The 21,162-nt window shown below is 70.8% G+C and carries 15 protein-coding genes; 8 read left to right on the top strand and 7 right to left on the bottom strand.

Annotated features, from left to right (window positions below; genetic code table 11):
- Positions 1-7 precede the first annotated feature (7 nt).
- The 3 genes from SMD20_RS38730 to SMD20_RS38720 are packed head-to-tail and all read left to right on the top strand — an operon-like array spanning position 8 to position 11,532.
- Positions 8-10,423, top strand: a complete 10,416-nt coding sequence (locus tag SMD20_RS38730; protein WP_329590784.1) for a WXG100-like domain-containing protein — start codon at positions 8-10, stop codon at positions 10,421-10,423.
- Between the two features lie 52 nt (positions 10,424-10,475).
- On the top strand, positions 10,476-11,000 hold the full coding sequence (locus SMD20_RS38725; protein WP_329590782.1) for a hypothetical protein: 525 nt from the start codon (positions 10,476-10,478) through the stop codon (positions 10,998-11,000).
- Entirely contained in the window at positions 10,993-11,532 is a 540-nt protein-coding gene (locus SMD20_RS38720; RefSeq protein ID WP_329590780.1) for a hypothetical protein, read from the top strand. The genes SMD20_RS38725 and SMD20_RS38720 overlap by 8 nt, the downstream gene beginning before the upstream one ends.
- On the opposite strand, the gene SMD20_RS38715 is transcribed toward SMD20_RS38720, so the two are convergent.
- Positions 11,533-12,156 (bottom strand): TetR/AcrR family transcriptional regulator, encoded by a 624-nt coding sequence (locus tag SMD20_RS38715; RefSeq protein ID WP_329590779.1) that lies wholly within the window; start codon positions 12,154-12,156, stop codon positions 11,533-11,535.
- Positions 12,157-12,214: 58 nt separating this feature from the next.
- On the opposite strand from SMD20_RS38715, the gene SMD20_RS38710 reads away from it, so the two are divergent.
- From SMD20_RS38710 to SMD20_RS38700, 3 genes are read left to right on the top strand one after another with little or no spacing between them, the layout of a single operon-like run.
- Positions 12,215-12,607, top strand: a complete 393-nt coding sequence (locus SMD20_RS38710; protein WP_329590777.1) for a VOC family protein — start codon at positions 12,215-12,217, stop codon at positions 12,605-12,607.
- A complete protein-coding gene (locus SMD20_RS38705) occupies positions 12,604-13,053 on the top strand; it encodes a cupin domain-containing protein (RefSeq protein WP_329590776.1) in 450 nt (149 codons plus the stop codon). Before SMD20_RS38710 ends, SMD20_RS38705 begins: the two co-directional genes overlap by 4 nt.
- Positions 13,054-13,096: 43 nt before the next feature.
- A complete protein-coding gene (locus SMD20_RS38700) occupies positions 13,097-13,807 on the top strand; it encodes a hypothetical protein (RefSeq protein ID WP_329590774.1) in 711 nt (236 codons plus the stop codon).
- 72 nt (positions 13,808-13,879) lie between these two features.
- Here the strand turns inward: SMD20_RS38700 and SMD20_RS38695 are convergent, their stop codons facing one another.
- The 5 genes from SMD20_RS38695 to SMD20_RS38675 form a co-directional block, all read right to left on the bottom strand.
- Positions 13,880-14,143, bottom strand: coding sequence for a hypothetical protein (locus SMD20_RS38695; RefSeq protein WP_329590772.1), 264 nt, complete (start codon positions 14,141-14,143; stop codon positions 13,880-13,882).
- Between the two features lie 106 nt (positions 14,144-14,249).
- A complete protein-coding gene (gene rmuC / locus SMD20_RS38690; protein ID WP_329590770.1) occupies positions 14,250-15,902 on the bottom strand; it encodes a DNA recombination protein RmuC in 1,653 nt (550 codons plus the stop codon).
- Position 15,903: 1 nt separating this feature from the next.
- Complete coding sequence (locus SMD20_RS38685) at positions 15,904-16,473, bottom strand: hypothetical protein (RefSeq protein ID WP_329590769.1); 570 nt, start codon at positions 16,471-16,473, stop codon at positions 15,904-15,906.
- A gap of 179 nt (positions 16,474-16,652) precedes the next feature.
- A complete protein-coding gene (locus tag SMD20_RS38680) occupies positions 16,653-17,069 on the bottom strand; it encodes a hypothetical protein (protein ID WP_329590767.1) in 417 nt (138 codons plus the stop codon).
- 159 nt (positions 17,070-17,228) lie between these two features.
- Entirely contained in the window at positions 17,229-17,594 is a 366-nt protein-coding gene (locus SMD20_RS38675; RefSeq protein ID WP_329590766.1) for a nuclear transport factor 2 family protein, read from the bottom strand.
- Positions 17,595-17,655: 61 nt separating this feature from the next.
- On the opposite strand from SMD20_RS38675, the gene SMD20_RS38670 reads away from it, so the two are divergent.
- Positions 17,656-18,156: a winged helix-turn-helix transcriptional regulator gene (locus tag SMD20_RS38670; RefSeq protein ID WP_329590764.1), complete on the top strand. Its 501-nt coding sequence runs from the start codon at positions 17,656-17,658 to the stop codon at positions 18,154-18,156.
- 217 nt (positions 18,157-18,373) lie between these two features.
- On the opposite strand, the gene SMD20_RS38665 is transcribed toward SMD20_RS38670, so the two are convergent.
- Complete coding sequence (locus SMD20_RS38665; protein WP_329590762.1) at positions 18,374-18,784, bottom strand: hypothetical protein; 411 nt, start codon at positions 18,782-18,784, stop codon at positions 18,374-18,376.
- A 126-nt stretch (positions 18,785-18,910) separates the two neighbouring features.
- Between SMD20_RS38665 and SMD20_RS38660 the strand changes: the two genes are divergently transcribed.
- The gene (locus SMD20_RS38660) at positions 18,911-21,055 is read left to right on the top strand and encodes an ATP-binding protein (protein WP_329590761.1); all 2,145 of its coding nucleotides are present in this window, start codon (positions 18,911-18,913) and stop codon (positions 21,053-21,055) included.
- Positions 21,056-21,162 lie beyond the last annotated feature (107 nt).

The raw sequence follows: 21,162 nt of genomic DNA, 5'->3' as shown, positions 1-21,162 counted from the left end.
CGGCGACGTGGCGACCAACAGCGGCGGCGGGCTCACCAACCCCGGCAGCCAGAACGGCGGCGGACTGCCGAGCGAGGCCGTCGCCGTACGCATCGACCGGGACGTCGAGCCGGTCTGGGAGACCGAGGCGCTGCCCGAATGGGTGGTCACCTGGCTCATCCCCATGCTGTCGGCCGGGCAGAAGTGGCCGGAGGCCAGCGAGAGCGGGCTGTCGAAGCTGGCCCAGGCGTACCAGGCCCTCGGCTCGGGCGCCGTCTCCTCCGCGCCGGAGGCCGGAGCCGCCACGCGCGTGGTCGCGGCCGGCTGGGCCGCGCCCGCCACCGCCGACTTCGTCTCCAGGGCGCAGTTCCTCTACGGCCACGACGGCGGACTGGCCGGCGTGGCGCAGAACGCGCAGGCGTACACGCAGCAGGCGAACGACTTCGCCGTCGAGACCCAATACTCCAAGCTCTCCATCAACGTCGCCTTCTGGGTGACCGTCGTCGCCATCGCCATCGCCCTGTACGCCGCCTTCTTCACCGCCGGGTCCAGCACCGCGATCATCGGCCCGTACGCGGCGGCGGCCCGCGCCGCCATCAGCCGGATCCTCGTCCGGCTGGCCATGGTGGGCGGCAGGCAGCTCGCCGCCCGGCAGCTCGCCCGGGTGACCGTGCTCAGCGGCGCCACCGGGCGCGGTCTCATCACCCGGCTGCTCGCCTCCTCGATGGGCCGCGAGCTGATCGAGGAGATCGGCGAGGAGTTCTTCATCGACGCGGCCGCCCAGTACCAGCAGATGAAGATGGGGACGCGGCAGGAATGGGACTGGAAGAAGTCCCAGGCCGCGATCATCGGAGCGGGTGGCGGCGCGATCATCGGCACCCGGGTGGCCGGGCCGGTGTCCCGCGTCACCAGCCGGGTGCCGGGCTTCGCCGGCCGGGCGCTCACCACCGGCCTGACGAACACCATCGCCTCGCCCGCCGGCAGCTTCATCGCCAACGGGCTCGTGTACGACCAGTGGGGGAACCCGTTCACGCCGGACGCCCTGCTGGGGGGCTTCTTCGGCGGTGCCGGGCGCACCGGGACGATCAGCCCGTTCAACCCGGACGTGTACACGGCGCTCGCGCATCCGATCACCTCGCTCGCCTCCGCGTACGACGCCGCCGCCCGCGCCGACGCCGCCCGCCTCGGTGGCGCCCCGCCCGGTGACCCGGCCGCCGGGAGCCCGGTCAACAGCGGGCCCAACGGGAGCGGGCCCAACGGGAGCGGCGACCCGGCCGCCGCCGCAGCCGTCGGCCGCCCTGGGGGCGCGGATCCGGCGCAGGTCCGCAGCACCGTCTCCACGCCCGGCCGCGCGCCGGCGAACCCCGTCGCCACGAACGACCTCACGGGGAACGACGGCACCCGGCGTACGGCCACCGGCGCCCCGGACGCCGACCCGTCCGCCCAGCGCCGCCCCGCCAGGAACGCCTCCCAGCCCGCGAACCCCGACCAGCAGCCCCAGGCGCCCTCCGCCCCGGACACGGACGGCTCCGAACCCCGGCGTACCGGGCAGCAGGGCCAGCCGGCGAGGCAGGCCGACCACACCGCTGCCTCGCAACCGGACCCCGACGCCCAGCCGGACGCCACCCCCGCCCAGCCGGACGCGCCCCCTGCCCGGCCTGACGCCACCCCCGCCCAGCCGGAGGCCACAGCGCCGCAGCCGGAGGCCGCGCCGCAGCCGGACCCGGCCACCGCGCCGCAGCCGGACACGACCGCCGCGCCCGAGCCGGACGCCACCCCCGGCCAGCCGGAGGCCGGCACCGCACCGCAACCGGACACCGCTGCCGCGCCGGAACCGGACACCGCCCCCGCGCCGCAGCCCGACGCCGCGCCGCAGCCGGAGACCGCTGCCGCGCCGCAGCCGGACAGTGCCACCACCATCCAGCCGGAGACCACCGGCGTCCAGCCGGTGGCGGGGGCGACCACGCGGCTGGCCGATGACGTGGGACCCGCCGACACCCCCGTCGTCTCCGTGACGCCGGCCGCGCGGGCCCGTACGGCGCTGATCGGCGCGCTCACCACCGACTTCCCCGGCGCCGTGATCGGCCAGACCGGCGACCTGCTCATCCCCACGGCCGACGGCGTGCGCATGATCCCGGCCGCGACCATGAACCGCATCCGGGCCGCGCTGGACACCCGAGCCACCGAGGTGCAGAGCCTCGCGGACCTCCAGGTCGAGGCGTCCGCCCTGCTCCTGGTCTCCCAGAGCGCGGCGGACCCAGAAGCGGACCCGGAAACGGACCCGGAAGGAGCCACGAAAGCGGCCCCCGCACCGGGTCCCCGCACCACCCGGGCCCTCGCCACCAGCAAGCCGGGCACGGTCACCTCCCGCCCGGTCGCCGGCACCCGGTACGTCACCGACGGCCGCCAGGGCCCCGACCTGACCCTGGACGAGGTGAAGAACGCGGTGTCCGAACTCGTGGCCCGCCACTTCCTGACCCAGGGGGTGCTCAGCCTGACCTGGTCGCAGGACGGCAACACGCTGGTGGTCGAGACCCGCGAGCACGGCACCCACCACTTCCGCCCCGTCGTGGGCGGCCTGTCGTCCAAGGAGCTGATGGGCGAGACCGAACTCGCCCCGGGCGAGAACCTCGACCAGGGCACCGACGAGAACGCCCCGCACGTGGTCCACTTCAACCCGCGGGTCGCCGGCGACCAGCTCGCCCGAGTCTGGCTGCACGAGATCACCGACACCCTCCAGGCGGTGCAGGCCGATGGCCGCTCCTGCATCCCGGCGAAGCTCAACGAGCTGGCGATGCTGATCGAGCAGTGGCACCTGGCGCCGACGATCCAGGAGAAGCGCCTGCTCGCCCTGGACATCGACGGACTGGCCCGCGACCTGGCCCGGCACGGCGCGTCCCTGCCGCCGTCGCCCTGGACCGCCACCCAGGCCGTCCGGCCTCAGCGGACCCCGCCGTCACCGGGGCCGGACCCGACCATCGACCAGGTACGCGACACCCTCCAGGCGCTCGTACGCGCCGAGCACGACCTCAAGCTCCAGATCGCCACGATGGAGCAGAGCGCGGAGAAGGCCCGGGTGGAGGCCCGCCAGGCGACCCGGCGGGCCAAGAAGGCGCTCAAGCAGCACGACGAGGCCCGCTTCGAGCGGGCGCGCACGGCCAGGCAGGACAACCGGAAGCACCGGGCCACGCAGGCCAGGCACACCAGGATCGCCAAGGCGTACAGCGCCGCCCTGAAGCAGGCGACGCTGACGCGGGAGGCGTACCAGCGGGCGCTGGAGGCGATGACGTACGCCGCCCAGGGCCGCCCGACGCCGCCCGGAGCCGTCCCCGCCGCCACCGTCGCCCAATGGAAGATCGCCGACGCCCTCGGCCGGCACCAGAACTACCTGGACGCGATGGCCGCCGCCCTGCCGGACCTGGACACCCTGCCCGGCGCCATGCCCGCGGGGCGGCTCGCCCACCTGTCGACCCTGACCGCCGCGGTGAACGACAAGCTGGCGCGCAACGGGTCCTCCTACCGTTACACGCCGGACGGGCTGGAGCGCGCGCTGCGCGCCGACTTCCACCAGGCCGCCTCCCCCGACGGCGTCGTGCTCCGCGTCGGCCAGGGCTCCAAGGCGGTGGAGGTACGCGTCCAGCTGACCCTCAGCGACCTGTTCGAGCTGCTGGGCCTCGGCGTCGAGGCGTCGGAGATGATGATGGGCCTGTTCTTCCAGGCTTCCCGCATCGTGTCGGCGACCGAGGCGGGCAGCTTCGGGACGTCGCGCGGCTTCAACACGGGGGTCCTGGCGAAGCTCCTGCCGGAGGGCGAATGGCCGCGGGTCACGATGGAGCTGCTGGGTTTGGGCTTCGGGATGGCGATCGGGCGCAACACGGCGACGTCGGGCGGCGCCGGCGTCTTCGCGCAGGGGGGCGCGGTCGCCGACAACCGGAGCGAGTCGCGGCTGTTCGACGCCGCCGTGCGCTACCGGGTGGACGTCCGGACCGACGACGGCCGCGGCTGGCGGGACGCCACGGTGATCGACTCGGGCGCGCCCGGCGACTCCTCCTCGCAGCGGCTGTGGGTCTCCCACTCCTACACCGACGCGACTCCGCGCAAGCTGGAATGGATCCCGGACCACCTGCGGGACCCGAGGATGCCCAACCACGTCCTGGTCAGTGCCATGACCGGCATGGAGGACGCGCTCGACCAGATCTCGGAGGCGGCCGGCGGCAAGTACGCCAAGGTGGGCAGCAGAGCCCACGGCGAGCTGCGCACGTTCATGACCGAGCTGTCCCACCGGCTGCGTGACGCGACCAGACCGGAGGGGCTGGAGCGGGTCTTCAGCGTGAACGGCGAGCCCGACCTCGTGGTGACCGCGCGTACCGAGGTCGTCATGGTGGCCGCCGAGCCGGTGGGCGGGCGCACCTCCGAGGAGTGGGAGGAGGAGGTGCTCGTCGACTTCGCCGCGATGCCCGGAGGCGCCTCCGCCGGCAGGTCGCGGGAGGTCAGCGCCTCGAGCGAGCTCACCCTCGACGCCCTGCAAGCAGTCGACGGCCCCGGGAGCTACGCGCCGAAGATCGGGCCGAAGGTCAAGGGCTCCAGGTCGGGTGGGCGGTCGTACTCGTCGACCGCGAACAAGCAGGCCATCTATCCGAGCGTGCACCGCAAGACCAGCCCGAAGCAGGCCTACCGCCTGGAGACGCGGACGACGTTCACCGTGGAGCGGGTCGGTCGCGCGCCGGTCAAGCTGCCGCCGGTGCGGAGCTCCGTGGTGGTCAGCATGCGGGAGTCGGCCGCCTACCGCTATGGCCTGCCCGTGGACCGGGCGGCGCTGGTGTTCAAGAACGGGCAGCCCCTCATCGGCGCGGACGGCCGCCCGGTGCTGCAGGGCGACCCGCGGCCCGGCCCGCCGCCCGGCCGGAAACCGGCGCTGCCGGACTGGCTCGGCGACGGCCCGGGGCAGCTGCGCGGCGCGGGCCCCGCCCTCGTGCAGGACATCGACGGGCTGGACACGGTGCGGACGAAGGTCTTGAACGAGCTGGCCGAGCGCGGCATCATCGCGAAGACCGTGAACGGCGTGCCGCAGTACTCCTCCAACCGCCTCGAACGCGCCAGCCAGATACTCAACCGGCAGGAGGTCCTGGAGCAGCTCTCCGAGCACCGGATCAGGTCGGCGTACGACGCCCTGGCCCAGGCCGAGCAGGACGGCACCGGCGGCCTCACCTTCGACCTGGTGCTGCACGGCCTCAACAGCGCCCCGGAGCACTACATGGTGCGTCTGTCGCTGAAGCAGGACTTCGGCGACGTGGACTACGTCGGCTACACAGACTCCGAGACGGTGGTCAACCTCGCCATCGGCTCCGACACCTCGGGGCGCGGGATCAGCAGGTCCCGCACGTACGCGGGTGAAGGTGGCGTGTCCGTGGGCGAAAGCCCCGGCGAGGGCGAGGACGGCCTGGCGCACTCGGCGGGCGCCAACGCCGGCGGCAACCGCACCCGTACGGTGGGCTCCAGCGCCGGCAGCACCGTCAACGTGGTGACGCTCCAGGAGAGCACCAGCCCGGTCGCGATCTTCTCCCTCGCGCACGACCTGAAGGTCGAGCTGGTGCACGACAACAAGGTCGAGACGCTGGCCACCGGCCGGGGACGGGCGAGGCTCCTGTTCGCCACGGACCTCCTCCCCCCGGACACGAGCGCGGGCGCGCCGGCGCCCCTGTCGGCTCCGCTCGGCCCGATGCGGGGCCGGCTGCTGTCGCGGGCCCGGCTGCTCCACATGGACGTGCGGGGACTGATCCCCGCCGCGCAGCGAGTGCTCCCCGAGGCGATGCGCGCGGACTCGGCCGCCTACCAGCACATCGCGGCGTTCCTGAACGTGCGCAACCTCGTCGCCCACCCCAAGCTGCTGAACCGGCCGCTCACCACCGGTCTCGCGGTCCGCCCCAACGGACTGACGACCCGGTCGGCGCTGTCGGTGTCCGCCGACACCGGCGAGGCCGAGGTGCTGGCCCTCGTGGACCAGGTGAACGGCAACATCCTGTTCGGGCTGAACAGCGCCGGCGTCTCCTGGGGCGGCTCCTCCGGCGTGAACGTCGGCTCCTCCGTCAGCGGGGCCGACTTCGACGACGGCGGGACCTCCCAGGACGGCGGCTCGATCGGGCTGCCCTCCCGCTCGGGCGGCACCTCCGAGTCCACCTCGCTCCTCGACATCTGGGGCACCGAGGAGCTGACGATCGAGCACGGCCGCCAGTACATCCTCCGCGCACCCGTGGACCTCACGCTGACCGGGGCCGAGAGCAGGATGAACCTGATGCCCACGGACGCCCGGCTGCCGCTGGGCGAGGTCCGCACGGCCGGGGCGCAGGGCACCGCGCTGTTCTCGCTCCCCGAGTACGACGCCCTGCTCATGTACGCCGAGGGCGACATCGCCCTGCCCGGCCGCCTGGCGGGCGACGCGGTCGAGCGGTTCCTCAACGGCAGCCTCACCCTCGACCAGACCCTCGCCGTACCCCTGGTGCAGCGTTACCTCCAGGACCTCGCCACGGCGCGGGCGGCCGGCACGGACGTGGGGTACGCCGCCCGCCACACCCCGGAGGCCCTGCTCGCCAAGATCAGAGAGGTGACGGGCCTCGGGCCGGCGGCGACCACGGCCCAGCGGGGCGGCGTGGACCAGCAGCTCGACGAGGCGCTGCGGGACGCGACGACCCAGATCGAGAGCTCCAGGGACGTCGTGGTCGCCTCCTCCTACGACCGCGCGTCGGGCATCGGCGCCACGGAGTCGCTGGAGCTGTCCGACGAGCAGGGCAACGAGGTCGACCCGCTGGACGCGGTGCTCGGCGTGGTGGACGCCGCCTATCCCGGCATGGCGGAGGCCAGCCCGACGCTGCGTGAGGAGGTGAACGTCGACTTCTCCCGGGACGCGCTGCTCATCCACGTGGCGGACATGTGGTCGCGGACGGGCTACGAGAGGACCTACCACGTCCAGGGCGAGGCGCAGGGCTCCCGGGCCGAGGAGGTGACGGTACGGGCGCGGCTGGTGTACGACCAGGGCGACTCCCGGCGGGGCAGGCTGCTCTCGCACACCTCGCAGGCCGGCACCATCCTCCAGTACTACCGCTACTTCGACCAGACGAGTTCGGCGTCCTACAACGGCTCCTACGCGGTGGGCACGGACGTCAACGGGGCGGAGGACGGCGAGGGCCAGAAACTCGGCCTGTCCACAGACCGGAGCCGGTCGTACTCGGTGTCGGTGAACCAGCAGGACGTGCGGCTCCAGCGGATGAGCCAGTTCGCCGGGCACTACCGGGTGGAGCAGAAGCCGCGGCTGGTGATCGAGGTCGAGCGGCGGCAGGTGCGCAAGGGCAGGGTGGCCCGGACCGCCGCCAAGCTCCTCCGCAGGATCCGCTACTCCAAGGCCGTCTACGACGCCCGGATCGTCAGGCGCATCCCGACGGGCATGATCGTCACCGCGGCCCAGGACCCGGGCCCGGTCACCCTCACGACCGACCCGCGGCAGGTCGAGCTGCATCCAGGCCACTTCCCGCAGGGGCTCTGGGACGATCCGGCCAAGCCCACCCTCCTGGAGGTCGTCACCGCGCAGTTCACGAAGATGCTGGGCAAGGCCGCCGTCGCGGAGCGCCGGGCCGAGCTGGTCAGACGGCTGTCCCCGTCGGGGGTGCTGACCGCGTTCGAGCGGATGGCCGGGCCCGAAGGGCACATCGAACGGGTGTCGCGGCTGAAGTTCAAGGACCAGGGCGCCCGGGTGCGGATCCAGGCCCGCCTGTCGGACCTCACCGTCGTCGCCGGGCCGTTCGAGGCCGAGAAGGGCGAGGTGGACCGTAAGGCCGACGCCACGAATACCACCGTCTCCCGGGGCCGGACGACGCCCCTCGGCCTGAGCGGCGGCGCCAGTCACGCCGCGACCGGCCTGGAGGGCAGCGTGCGGGCGAGCGAACAGTCGTCCGAGAGCGTGTCCGACCATCACGGGGCCCGCCGCGAGCGCAGCAAGTTCGAGAAGGGCCGCCTCTACAACGTGCGGCTCCGGGTGGACTACGACCTCACCTTCGAGTACGTGGCCCGGGTGCGCGGCAAGGACGAGCGGGTCGTCGGCAAGCCCGTGCACCTGCCCGGCGCCACGAGCGGCGAGGTCGAGGTGACGCTGTTGGAGCACGAGCTGGCGGAGCTGCGCGCCCGGATGGAGAACGGCGTGCGGCTCGCCGCGCCGGCCGCCGTACCCGAGCGGGCGCCCGCCTTCGTTCCCTCCGGGAACGTGCACGGCCTCGTCCAGATCATCGAGGCCGCCCGCCTGGCCGCCCGCGAGCGTGGCGAGGTGGTCCGCGTGGCGGTCCGCGAGAAGGGCGGCGTCCGCCGGTTCATGGCCTTCCCCGACGGCTCCCTGCACAGCCTGACCGCGGACGGCGGGTTCGCCCAGGCGCTCGCCACCGTCCCGCCCGCGGTGCTGGCCGCCGCCGACCGGACGGGACTGAACCTGCGCGAGATCTTCATGACCTCCGGCCTGCCCGGCACGTTCACCCAGCAGGTCGTGGCCGAGCTGGTGGCGCGCGGCACCTTCGTCGCCGACGCCGGCAAGGCGGCGTGGCCCGTCGAGCACGTCAACGGGCAGGCGGCGGTCGGCGGCAGCGTCGGACAGGGCATCTCGGCCGGCGTGTCCTCACCCGCCATCGAGAACACGCCGCTGGCCAGGTCGGGACGCCCTGACGGCGACCCCGACCTGACCCTGGCCGAACTGCGCGCGCAGAACGTCACCGCGGCCGACCTCGGCGGCGCCGCCTCTCACGTGAACTGGAACGGGGACGAGGCGGTCACCATGCGGTTCGCCGCCGCGCCCGACCAGCATGTCCGCATGGTGGTGGGCGAGCCCGGCGAAGGGCTGAACGGCTCCACCGAGCTGCGCGCGGGCACGCCGGAAGACCCGCACGTGATGCGCGTCTGGTCGCGCGTCCACCCGGAGATGGTGTCGACGGTCCTGGTGCACGAGTTCTCGCACCTCGCCCAGGAGGTCGCGGCGATCACGGCGGGCGCGCCGCAGGGCGTCGTCAGGCCGTCGCTGGCGCCGCAGCAGGCGGAGGGCACGGACCTCTGCGTGGTCCCCCGGCTGGACGAGCACGCCCACCTGTCGAACAAGTGGCGCGCGGCCACGGACCCGGCGCGGCGGGCGCTGCTGGCCGACGCGATCGACGCCGTCGCCACCGACCTCGAACGCCGCGGCCACACCCCGCCACCGCCGCCCTGGGGCACGGGGCCGCGCGTGCCCGTGGCCGACCGGTCGCAGGGGCGGATCGCGCGGCTGCTCAACGCCGAGATCACGGCGGGCCTGGACACCTCGGCGGCCGGGCTGTCCCGGCTGGCCGAGATCGCCGGCGTCGCCGGGCTGGCCCCGGTGCCGGGCCGGCCCGGCGAGTTCACCGTCACCGCGCCCGGCGGCACGTTCACCCTGGCGTTGGAGCCGGCACCGGCGGGGGCGACGGAGGTCCGCGCCACCGAGGACCAGCCCGGCCGCCTGACCCTCCGCGTCCCCCCGAATCCCGGCTACCAGGCCACCGTGTCCGTGGCCGAACACCTGGCCACCCACGCCACCACCACCACGAACGGGACGACGGCGGCGACGTTGGCGCGGATCCGGGGCCTCGCAGTCGCGGTGAACGAGGGCGGGCACCGCGGCGCCGCGGCGGCGTTGCGGGCCGAGGCGGAGCGGGCGGGACTCGCGCCCGGACAGCCCGGCGCGGCGGCCGCGCTGCTCGCGCTGGCGCGGACCGGCGAGCTCACCTCCGCCCACGTCGCGGCGATCCGGAACCGCCCGGCACTGCCGGAGGCCGCCGCCGCCCAGGCTTTCGTCCGCGGCGCCGCGCTGATGGGCGCCCGCGTCCACCTGTACGGCCCGGACCTGGCCGACCTCGTGCTGCCCGGCCGCCCGCCGGTCCCCGTCGAGATCCGCCCGGACAACGCAGGCACCCCCGATCCGGGCGTACTCACCGTACGGACCGACGCCGCCCGCACGGTCGGCGCGAACGAGCGCGCCGCCGCCGCGGCCGCCGCCGCCGCGGTCGCCCGCGCGCAGGGCCGGCCGGAAGCCGACCTCGCGGCGCTGGCCGAGGTGAACGAGGCCGTCCGCCAGGTACGCTCCGCCACCGCCGCGCAGCGCCCCGCCCGGCTGGGGGTGCTGCACGATCTGCTCGCCGCCTCGGGCCCCGGCGTGTGGCGGCTGATCGCCGAGCCCTTCGCGGCCGAGCTGGGCACTCTGGCGGAGGGCCCGCGCCCGGTGGACCGCCCCGCCCGGTACGCGCAGGCCCGCAGGCTGGCGGACACGACCGGCTGGAGCCCGCCGGAGCCGGAGTGCACCTGCCCCGACGGCGAGCCGTGCCGCTGCGGACTGCGGCCGGGCGCGCGGCTGCGCCCGAATCCCTGGCAGCGCCCCGACGAGCAGCAACGGATAGGGGCATGAGCGGCCTCACAGGGTCGGGCATCATGGAAGTTCCGCCGGAGAGAGGACGGCTATGACATTCGCGGTGGCGCGGACGAGGGACGAGGCCCATCTCTACTTCGACCTGCACCCGTGCGCCTGCGGGTCGGTCGACACCACCTGGCGCAGCGGCCTGGTGAGCGTCGAGGGAGCCCTGGCCAACCGCTACACGGGGGTGTGCGAGGTGTGCGGGGCGGCCCGCGAGCACGTGTTCGCGCTGCCGGAGCGGCCGGTGATGCCCACCGGCTACCCGACGTTTGGCGGTCCCGAGCCGTCGGAGCTGCTGGACGCGGGCGAATGGCTGTGGGTCGCCGACCTCACGGCCGGCAACGTCCCCATCGACGACCGCGACGAGGCGCTGCGGTCGCTGCGCATCGCGGCGGCGGCCGTCGAGGAGGCCGTCAAGTTCGTGCCGCCGGGCGCGGACGCGGTGCCGGACGACGGGTTCTGGTCGGAACGCGGGCGGCTCGTGCGGGCGGTCGAGCCGGGCAGGTTCGCGCTCGACCGGCTGCTGGTCGTCCGCGACACCTACCAGGAGCTGGCGGGCCGTTATGCCTGAGCGCGGCCTGGGGCGTTCGCTGGTGGAGGCGTACGTGCACTTCGACCTGGTCCAGCCGCAGGGCTCGGCGGCGGCCGAGCTCACGCACGAGCCGGACGGGCTGGTGCTGCGGCTGGGCGAGGCCGAGGTGCTGGTGCCGTACGAGGCGGAGGAGGCGGCCCGCGAGGACGGGCTGACGTTCGGCGCGGGCCTGTCGGAGCTGCTGGACCCCGGCCAGTGGACGCTGGTCGCGGCCACCTACGCCGACCGGGCGCTGGAGGGCGGGCTGATGTACGCCGCCGGCGTGGCGGCCGGCGAGGACGCCTACGAGCGGGTGACGACCAACTGGCGCTTCGCCGCCGACGCCGTGGCCGAGGCGCTGAAGTTCTTCCCCGAGGGCGCCGCCGAGCTGCCCGCGGAGGCGTTCTGGAGCGAGGAGGGCCGGGCCCTGCGGGCGTCGGATCCCGCCCGGCTCACCCGCGAGAAGCTGGAGCGCGACCTCACCTTCTACCGGCGCAGCCTGACCGACTTCGAGCGCCTGCGCACCCACTGATCAGGAAGCCAGCAGGCCGTGGGAGAGCTGGTCGGCGGCCCACTCCTCCCACTGCGGCGTCGTCCAGCCGCATTCGCGCCGCATCACCAGGAACAGGTCCGGTGACAGGATCCCGACGGTGATGTCGGTGGCCCGGCGTTCGGTCAGGCCGGGCCGCAGGGCGTCCAGGCGGGCCAGGATGGCGACGACCGTGCCGTGGGCGGTGTGCCGCTCCCGGCTGTTGGCGGCCCATTGGGCGGCCATGCCGGCGTCGCCGGCCGCCGCGTCGCGGACCACCGCCAGGACGGGGGCCACCCGGTCGAGGATGACCCCGCTCGCGTGAACCCACCCTTCTACGACCTTCACCGGGTCCTCCGTCGCCTGCAAGGCGGCGAACCAGGGCCGTCCCAGGAGCGGCACGGGCTCGTCGTCCCCGGCTGAGGCGACGTCGACCACGTGCTTGAGCAACTCGCTCTTGGTTCCGTAATGGAAGTAGACCGTCTGCACCGAGACCTCGGCCGCGTCGGCGACCAGTTGGAACGTCGTCCCGGCGTAGCCGCGCACGACGAACAGCTCGTGGGCGGCGCTCACGATGCGGTTTCTGGTCTCCGCCGAGCGGCGTTTCGGACTTCTGGCCTCTTCCATTTTCTTAGAGTAGCACTTTAAAGTGAGACCTTAGAGTCACACTACAAAGAGGTGAATCATGGCGCTCTTAGGTGGGTTCCACCACGTCAAGCTGCCGGTCTCCAACGTGCACAAGAGCCTGGAGTGGTATCGCCGCACGCTCGGCCTTGAGGTGGAGATCGAGTTCGTCGAGGACGGCGTGCTGCGCGGCGTCGCGCTGACCGACGCGGGCCGCACGCTCATGCTCGCGCTGCGCGAGGAGCCCGAACGGACCGCCGGCTGGTACGGGTTCGACCCGATCGCGCTGGCCGTGCCGACCCTGCAAGCGCTCCACACCTGGGCCGAGCACCTGGACGCGCTCGAGATCAGTCACTCCGGCATCGCCGAAGGCAGCGTGGGCTGGCTGATCGGCGGCATCACCGACCCCGACGGCATCGAGATCAGGCTCTACACCCAGCAGAGGCGGCCATGAGCGCGCTCCACCTGCCCAGCGGCACCGGCACCACCCACAACTTCCTCGGCACCACGATGACCGTGAAAGCGGGGACGTCGGAGACCGCCGGCGCCCTGACCCTGATCGAACAGGAATGCCCGCCGGATTTCGCCACCCCCTGGCACGTGCACCAGAACGACGACGAGGCGTTCTACGTGCTGTCGGGGACCGTCCAGCTGTACTGCGGCGACCGGACCTGGCAGGCCGGCCCCGGCGACTTCGTCCTGCTGCCCCGCGACCTCCCCCACGCCTTCGCCAACCGCCAGGACTCCCCGCTCCGCCTGCTGCAACTGACCTGGCCGGCCGGCTTCGAGCACTTCGCGGCCGACCTCGCCGGCCACGCCCCCGACCCCGCCCTGCTGGCCGAGGTGGCCGCCCGCCACGGCTACCAGATCATCGGCCCGCCACCGGGCACCATCTCGTGAGCTCCCGGCACTTAGCACGGCCGACGACACCTGGAGAAAAATCATGAAATATGAAGCCATCGGAACGGCCGCCCTGGCCGCGGCCCTGACCCTCGCCCTCTCCCCCGCCACTGTCGCCGCCGCGTCCGCCGCGCCCCCACCGGACACCTGCCTGGTCGGCTTCGTCTGGCGGGAGGCGCGGCCCACCGACCACGTCTGCGTGACCCCGAAGGTCCGCCAGCGAACCGAGGTGGAGAACCGGCTCAAGTACACCAACTGGGTCACGGGCGCGTACGGCCCGCACACCTGCGTGAACGGAACGGTGTGGCGGGAGGCCTTCACCGGCGACGACGTCTGCGTCACCCCCCGAAGCCGCGACGAAGCCCGGTCGGACAACGCCCAGGCCGCCGCTCGCCGGGTGACGGCCAAACTGTGGATCTCCACGTACCGGCAGGGCCCCGTCGACAACGGCGACGGCACCGCCACCACCACCTCCACCGACGACATCCCCCGGCTGAAACTGAACGGCAGCCACTTCAACGCGGGCCAGGTGAAGGTGTTCATCTACTACAACACCGGCAAGCTCTACTGGAGCGGCACGGTCACCGCCACGCGGAACGGCGGGTACGCGGGCGGGAGCTGGGGCAAGCGGACCGGCAAGTTCGACTGCTCGGCCCCGGGGAAACCGGCCAACGCCTACGCCCGCGCCCAGGACGTGACGTCCGGCCGCTGGTCCGCCTCCGTCCCGGTCCGCGTCGGCTGCTCCGTCTACTGACCCTCATCACTCCCCGCCGAAACAGCGGAAAACGAGCGACCACCAGCCGATGGTGACTCTGCCTTTTCTTCGTCAACCGATGAGGTTCTCCACGCCGATTCCCATGGCCGCGAGGACGGCGGAGACGGACGTGATGGCCAGCACGACGAGAGCGCACCCACTCGAACTCGAGGATGTATTGGAGTTCATTTTTGCGGCGGTCTCGCGATAAAGCTTCACGGCGGGATCGTTCTCGTCGTCGTAGTCCCCGTCGTGGTAGGCGACCATCTTCGCGGCGCACAATGCGCAGAGCCTTCCCTCCGACACCGCACCGCCGCAACCGTTGCACTGCGCCATATTCTCAACCTCCGCCTGGTCCGATTGCCGGAGAATATCAACCAGGCGGAGCTTTACACGGCCGAACGAAAGATATGCCGTGCATTGTCAATCCGCATATCGCCGTTCAACCGGCGAGCCCGTTCTCCGTGCCTGGTGCCGGCGGGATCGCTCGGACACCCGCCATGGCGCTGGCCGATTCCACCAGCTCCGGGCTGCCGAGTGGTCGCGTGCTCTGCTCTGCTGCCTTGAGCTCGACCAGTTGACTTTCCACGACCTTGAGCGTGTGAAACTTGCGCGCCGTCACCATGACCCGCCCCTCCATCGACCCGACCGTGTCGTTGTACGCCTTGACCGACCGGTCGAGTGACCTGCCCAGGGTGTTGAGATGCCCACCCATGACCGAAAGCCTGTCGTACAGTTCGCGGCCGAGCTCGTAGACCTGCTTGAGGTTGTCCTGCAGCGCCGCCTGTGTCCACGCGAACGCCACAGTGCGGAGCAGGGCGATGAGCGAGGTCGGCGTCGCGATCAGGACGTTCCTGCCGGCCGCATACTCGAGCAGGGTCGGCTCCTTCTCCAGCGCCGGCTGGAGAAAGGCGTCGCTGGGCACGAAGAGCACGACGAACTCCGGTGATGCGGCGACCTTCCGGAAGTACTCCTTGCCTCCGAGCGCATCCACGTGCTGGCGCAACTGCCGGGCGTGGTCGGCCCAGTGCCTGTCCGCCTCGGCCTCGTCGACGGCCTCGATCGCGGACATGAACGCGGCCATCGGAACCTTGGAGTCCACGACGACGTGCTTGCCACCCGACAGATGGATCAGCATGTCGGGCCGGAGTGAACCCTCGCTGTCGGTGAAGTGGACCTGGGTGTCGAAGTCGCACCGCTCGACCAGGCCCGCCTGCTCCACGGCCCTCTTGAGATGCATCTCGCCCCACGACCCGCGCACCTGCGGCTTCTTGAGCGCCTCGACGAGCGCCCTGGTTTCCTTCCTGGTCCGCTGCCCCTCCTCGGTCAGCGTGGCCAGCTGCTGACTCAGCGTGGCCTCGGCCGCGACACGCGTGGTGGAGAACTGCTTGAGCTGCCGGTCCATCTCCGCCAACTGATCGTGAACCGGCTTGCTGGCCGCGCTCAAGGTCGCCTCGGCCTGGGTCACCAGCTCGGCCTGAGACTGCTTCAGCATCTGGTTGGTCGCCGCGCGCAGTGTCTCCTCCAGGAGCCGGTTGCTGTCCGAGCGGGTCTGATCGAGCTCCTGACGGACAGCCTGCACCGTCGCGGCCTGCTCCAGCAGCGCCTGCTTCTGCATGACCAACTCGGCAAGCTGCGTCTTCAGATCCTGGATCTCCGAGCGCAGGACCGACTCCCTCGCCGTCAGCTCGGTGATCGAGAGTTCGGTGTCGCGGAGACGACGACCCGCTTCCGCTCCTCGCGCCTGCTCCGCCTGGAGTTCCACCCGCAGACGCTCTGCGTCGGCCGCCTTCCGTTGGAGACTGCTTCGAGTCGTCTCCACCTCGGCGCTGAGCCGACCGAGTCGCTCGTCCAGCGTCCTGCGCTCGGTCAGGGCGGTGGTGTGTGCCTGGCTCAAATCGGCCAGTTGCCTCTGGGCCCTGTCCCGTTCGGCACGGAGTGCGGCCGCCTGCTCGGCGGCTTGGGCTCGCTGTTCCTCGGCGAGCTTCAACGCGACGTGCTCGTCCGCCGCGCGGCTACGGGCGATCAGATACGCGATCGCGGCGCTGACCAGCACAAGCACGATCGCCAGTACGACGAGGTAGAAGGAAGTCATCTCAGCCCACCCGCTTCCAGTCCTGGCACCCGTTGGTCTCGAAGAACTCGCCCTTCTTGACGGCGACTCTGGTCTGACCCTGGACGTTGCCGTTGGCGATGATGGCGGTGAGCTCGCCGGAGGCGTTCTTCAGGCGGGCCCAGTAGCAGTTGGAGCCGTCCGCCCCGGCCGTCTTGTAGGTGCCGGGCTTGATGTCCTCACCGACGAGATACTGACCGTCACCGGAGAACGCGGTCTGCGGGCCGTCTTCTCCCTCCGGGTCCACCACGGGTACGGCGGTGACCGTCTCGGTTGCGGCGGGCACCGACTCGGCCTGCGTGGTCTCGGTCACCGTGACGACGGGGCGCGGCGAGGCCGAGGTCCCGGTGTCGCCACCTGCGCCGATCGCCACGCCGATGGTCAACGAGACGATCGCGGTCAGGCCGTGGGCCAGGAAACGCCGGCCGGGACGGGCCGGGGGCGCCACGGGAGCAGCAGGCTGCCAGCCGGGCTGGGCGAAGGACTGCTGGTATGGCGGCTGCGGGTGGGGACCCGTGCCGAGGTTCTGGTTGGTCATATCGAGTCCTCTCATGGTCGGACTTCTGAGCCCGAAGGGGTTGACGAGAGAACTGTTTCTCAGGCTCCTTGATGAGCACTAAATTAATTCCGATAACCCCCCATATCGATATTTGTTATGGACAAGGTATTCGCCACCATTTGGTCCGAGGACGGCAGGGTCAGGTGACCTTTCCTCCACTTGTGGTTGGGGTGTCATGAAGGCTGGACGGCAGAGGCGCAGAGCTCGCGGTATGCCTCGCGCAGTTCGGCGGCCTCGGGGGCACGCCTTGTCTCCAGGCCACTCACCACCTCGGCCGCCCGCCAGTAGTTGGAGGGTACGAGAAGTCCGCTGGTCATCGCGGCGAGAGTCAGATGCCCCGCCTCGTCGGGCTGGTCGGCGGCCAGGAGCGCGAGCGCCAGGTCGAGCCGCGCGGCGACGGCCCTCCGCGGCCGTGGCGGGCCGTCGGTCGCCGACTCCAGCCGGGCGAGCACTCCCCGGGAGTACGGCTCGGCCGATGGATCACCGAGCCAGCACAAGGTGGTCGCGAGGTAGGCGTCGGACTTGGCGGGGTCGTACCGGTAGTGATGTTCGGCCCGGTCGGGGACGTGCAGAGGTTCGACGAGCCGCATCAGCCGGTTCAGCGTCTCGTGGGTCTCCCGAGCCCGGCCGAGGCGTGCCCAGGCCCGGCCCTCCTGGGCCTTCCCCGCCGGGGTGTGCCGCCCGTGTCCTGGACGGCCGAGCGGTGGCGCCGCCGCTCGCCGGCCAGGCCCGATGAGCCCACCTCCCCCTTACGAGGCGGCGATCGTCAGGCGGGTGATCAGGGTCCCGTCGTGCTCGAACCGGTAGCGGAGCGTGACGGTGCCGCCGGGGAAGTTGCCGTCCAGTCTCACGAGCACGATCGCGTGGGCGTCGTCAGGGAGGTGCTGCCCGAGGCGGGTGCTGGTGTAGGTGTACTCGTGGGAGGACCTCTGGATCCAGGCGCGGATCGCGTCGATGCCCTCGTAGGTCTTTCCGTCGTCGAGCACGGTCGCGTCCGGCGCGAACGTGGCAGAGGCGTCGGCGTGGCGCTTGTCGTCGTGGGCGTCGAGGTACGCGACCACGACGTCGGGCAGGGCCAAGGCGCTGTAGGGGGCGAAGGCGTCGGCGTCAGTCACTTCTATTTTCGCAGTCATAGTAACTGCTAGATTAGCAGTAGATGGCCCCGAGGAGGACTTGATGCCCGCACGCATCCGCGTCGAAGACCGCGAATGCCCCCTGTCCACGGCGATGTCGTACATCGGAGAGTGGTGGACCGTCCTGATCCTGCACGACTGCTTCGACGGCTACACCCGCTTCGACCAGTTCGAGGAGAACATCGGCCTGTCCTCCAGCATGCTCACCGCCAGACTCAAGACCCTCGTCGACAACGGCATCCTCGCCAGGCGGGTCTACCAGGAGCGCCCGGTCCGCCACGAGTACGTGCTCACCGACTTCGGCCGCTCGCTGAGGCCGGTCCTCGTCGCGATGGCCGCCTGGCGCAACGCGCAACTGGAGCCCGGGGAACGGGCCATGATCCTCGTCGACTCGGACACCGGCCGCGAGGTGGAACCGGCGGTCATCGACCCGGCGACCGGCCTGGAGGTCTCGGACCCGCGCTTCGTCTTCACCGCGGGCCCGGCCGCCGGCGACCAGATGCGCGCCCGCTACGGCCCGGAAACGACAACAGCGCGTCCGTGATCGGAATCATGAACGCGCTGGTGATCGGCTGGTGCGCCGCCAGGGACTCGAACCCCGGACCCGCTGATTAAGAGTCACTAGCTTTTGTGTCAGGCCATACCTCAATGTACTTCCAGTGTCGAGAAGACGCTCAGGGCTTACCGGTTGTGGCCGAGTTCTGCGAGCCGGCACCCGCCAGTCCCGGAATGTCGGGCATATCCGGCCAGGATTCGAATCGCTAAGGCTTTCCACCGCTTGGCGGAGGCGTGCCGAAGCTGATCGGCCCTGAGAAGTCGCGGCCCTGGATCAGGGGCCCCGTGACCTGCGCGCTTCCTGCCACCACATTCGTGGGCCCGTCGGACTTCGGGAGCGCCTTGATGCTCTCGAGCCAGGCGGTCAGCTCGCTGGCGAACTGCGTGTCCCAACTGGCCCGCTCCACCAGCACTTCGGACAACTCGGTGACGTCCCGCCCATCTGTCCTGACGGCTTCGACCAACTCCAATGCTGTTTGCTGTTCATCCTTCTTGCCGAAGGCCTTCTTCACCATGGTCGTGAGCGACATCCAGGCCGCTTTGCCCGCTTCACCCGTTGCCCCGGTGACGAGGCCGGTGATACCCGTCGCCACAAGTGCCACGACGGTCTCGTCCATATTGGCCCTCTTATCTCCGCGAATCGTTCCTGACCCGAACCGATATGTTCAGCCTGATGACATGGTACGAGTCAGGATGCAATCCTGGAATAGGCGTCAAGTCGTCGGCAGAGAGCCAGGCAGGCCGTGATCGCGCAGACTTCACCTTCCGCGGAGTCAGAGGACGAGTCAACGAACGTGTTGTCGGGTACGGTCCTCGGTCCGGCCATCCAGGCAGGGACGATCAGTGGCGACGTGCAGATTCACTGGCAAGAAGCGGCTTCAGCTCCTGTTGTGCCGCGACAGCTACCACCTGCGACAAGCCGCTTTACTGCGAGGAAAGCCGAGCTCGCCGCCCTGAGCCGAGCCCTGAGTGAGCGGAGACCAGGGCGCAGTGCCATCTATACGATCACTGGTATGGCGGGGATCGGCAAGACGACCCTTGCCCTCCACTGGGCGCACAGCGTCGCCGACCGATTTCCTCATGGTCAGCTCTATGTGAACCTGCGGGGATTCGATCCCAGCGGTACGCCGGTCACGCCGAGTCAGGCGTTGAGGGGATTTATTGCCGCGTTGGGAGTAAGGCCAAATAATATCCCGTTCGAGATGGCTGAACAGATCTCACTCTACCGCTCACTGCTCGACGGGCGGCAGGTTCTGGTTGTCTTGGACAATGCGCTGAATACTGACCAGATACGTCATCTCCTTCCTGGATCCCCCACCTGCATGGCTATTGCAACCAGCCGGAACAAGTTGGGAGCGTTGGTGGCCAACGAAGGCGCCACGCCTTTGGCGATGAAGTTGCTGGAGCAAGGGGAGGGCGCCGAGCTATTGGCCTGCTACCTGAGCAGCGAGCGCGTGGCGCAGGAAAGAGGCGCAGCGGCCACACTTGTGGAACTTTGTGGAATGTTGCCGCTCGCGTTGAGCATAGTCGGGGCACGGGCGGCGATCTACAATTGGCCGCTGGAATCGCTCATCGACGACCTGCGCTCCGAGAGAGATCGGCTCTACGCCTTGGACCTGCATGACAGTGAAACGACAAACATCGCGTCCGTCTTCTCCTGGTCCTACCGCAACCTGGCTCCCGAGCCTGCCAGGATATTTCGCCTGCTGGGCCTGGCCCCCGGCCCCGAGATCAGTCTCGCCGGAGTGTCGTCGCTCGCCGGCACTCCCATTCCGGTGACTCGCCGCTTCCTCGACGTGCTCGTGGAGGCCAACCTCGTCAGCGAGCTGACTCGCGACCGTTACCGCGTCCACGACCTGCTGCGTACCTTCGCGGCGGATCAGGTGGAGCGCGATGAGTCGGTCCAATCCCGGCAGGAGGCAATGCGGCGTCTCCATGATTTCCTGCTGTTGGCAGCGGATGCGGCCGATCGCGTGATAAGCCCGAATCGCGCCCGCATTGAACTCCTTCCGGTGGCCGGCGTCTTTTCCAAGCCGAAGTTCTCCACGTACGGGGAGGCCGTTGGCTGGCTGGAGACGGAGCACACGGGGCTGGTGGAAAGCATCGATCATGCTCTGCGAAATGGGTTTGACTCGCATGCTTGGCAACTCGCCTGGACGCTTGCTGTCTACTTCGACCGGCGCGGTCATGCGTTTGATCGCTTGCGCACAGGTGAAGCCGCCCTACAAGCCACTTCACGCCTCGGGGACCGCGAGGCTGAAGCGCTGATCCGTACCAGCATCGGATACGCACACGCTCGGGTCGGGCACTTCGCCGAGGCCGAGGAGCAATTGCTACAGGCACTGGAAGCACTGCGGCGGATCGGCTCGGAGGTGCACGAGGGCCACGCCTTGATCGCCTTGGCCATCGTGTACGAGGAGCAGGACCGATATGGAGAGGCCAAAGGGCATCTCGAACGCGCGCTCCGTCTGCACGAGCGTCATCACGACCGGGCGGGCCAAGCCCACGCCCTGGAGAACCTCGGCTGGTGCCATGCCCATCTCGGCGAGTTCCCAGCCGCGCTGCGCACATGTGAGGCCGCGTTGGCACTCTTCCGCGAGCTCAATGATCAGGACGGCCAGGCCGACACTCTCGACAGCCTTGGATACACCTACGCTCAGCTCGCGCAGCATGAGCAGGCACTCGGCCACTACGAGTCAGCGCTGGCCCTGTGGCGGGACATGGGCAACCGCTACGACGAGGCCGACGTCCTGACCAGAATCGGCGATTCTCACGCGGCGTTGGGTGCTCAGGAGGCCGCCCACGAAGCGTGGCAGCAGGCCTTGTTCATCTTCGATGAGTTGGCGCAACCGGACGCGGAGCTTCTCCGCGCCAGACTGGCACGTTGATCGCCTCTGGCCAGCAAGCCTCTGGCTCTACAGGTGAGAAGCGGATCTAGATCTGTTCCTCAGAGGAGGTCGCAACACCTTCGCTGCGAAAGCCTGGTCGACTCAAC

It is taken from the genome of Nonomuraea sp. LP-02, assembly GCF_036289125.1.
GTDB lineage: Bacteria > Actinomycetota > Actinomycetes > Streptosporangiales > Streptosporangiaceae > Nonomuraea > Nonomuraea bangladeshensis.
Note: the sequence above shows the minus strand (reverse complement) of the source record. Positions and strands in the feature narration are given on the sequence as shown.

Excerpts from the sequence above, each read along its gene's own strand:
- SMD20_RS38670 (WP_329590764.1), top strand. The coding sequence starts at position 17,656 with ATGCCCGCACGCATCCGCGTCGAAGACCGCGAATGCCCCCTGTCCACG.
- SMD20_RS38700 (WP_329590774.1), top strand. The coding sequence starts at position 13,097 with ATGAAATATGAAGCCATCGGAACGGCCGCCCTGGCCGCGGCCCTGACC.
- SMD20_RS38715 (WP_329590779.1), bottom strand. The coding sequence starts at position 12,156 with ATGGAAGAGGCCAGAAGTCCGAAACGCCGCTCGGCGGAGACCAGAAAC.
- SMD20_RS38685 (WP_329590769.1), bottom strand. The coding sequence starts at position 16,473 with ATGAGAGGACTCGATATGACCAACCAGAACCTCGGCACGGGTCCCCAC.
- rmuC (WP_329590770.1), bottom strand. The coding sequence starts at position 15,902 with ATGACTTCCTTCTACCTCGTCGTACTGGCGATCGTGCTTGTGCTGGTC.
- SMD20_RS38710 (WP_329590777.1), top strand. The coding sequence starts at position 12,215 with ATGGCGCTCTTAGGTGGGTTCCACCACGTCAAGCTGCCGGTCTCCAAC.
- SMD20_RS38705 (WP_329590776.1), top strand. The coding sequence starts at position 12,604 with ATGAGCGCGCTCCACCTGCCCAGCGGCACCGGCACCACCCACAACTTC.
- SMD20_RS38665 (WP_329590762.1), bottom strand. The coding sequence starts at position 18,784 with ATGGACGAGACCGTCGTGGCACTTGTGGCGACGGGTATCACCGGCCTC.
- SMD20_RS38725 (WP_329590782.1), top strand. The coding sequence starts at position 10,476 with ATGACATTCGCGGTGGCGCGGACGAGGGACGAGGCCCATCTCTACTTC.
- SMD20_RS38695 (WP_329590772.1), bottom strand. The coding sequence starts at position 14,143 with ATGGCGCAGTGCAACGGTTGCGGCGGTGCGGTGTCGGAGGGAAGGCTC.
- SMD20_RS38680 (WP_329590767.1), bottom strand. The coding sequence starts at position 17,069 with ATGCGGCTCGTCGAACCTCTGCACGTCCCCGACCGGGCCGAACATCAC.
- SMD20_RS38720 (WP_329590780.1), top strand. The coding sequence starts at position 10,993 with ATGCCTGAGCGCGGCCTGGGGCGTTCGCTGGTGGAGGCGTACGTGCAC.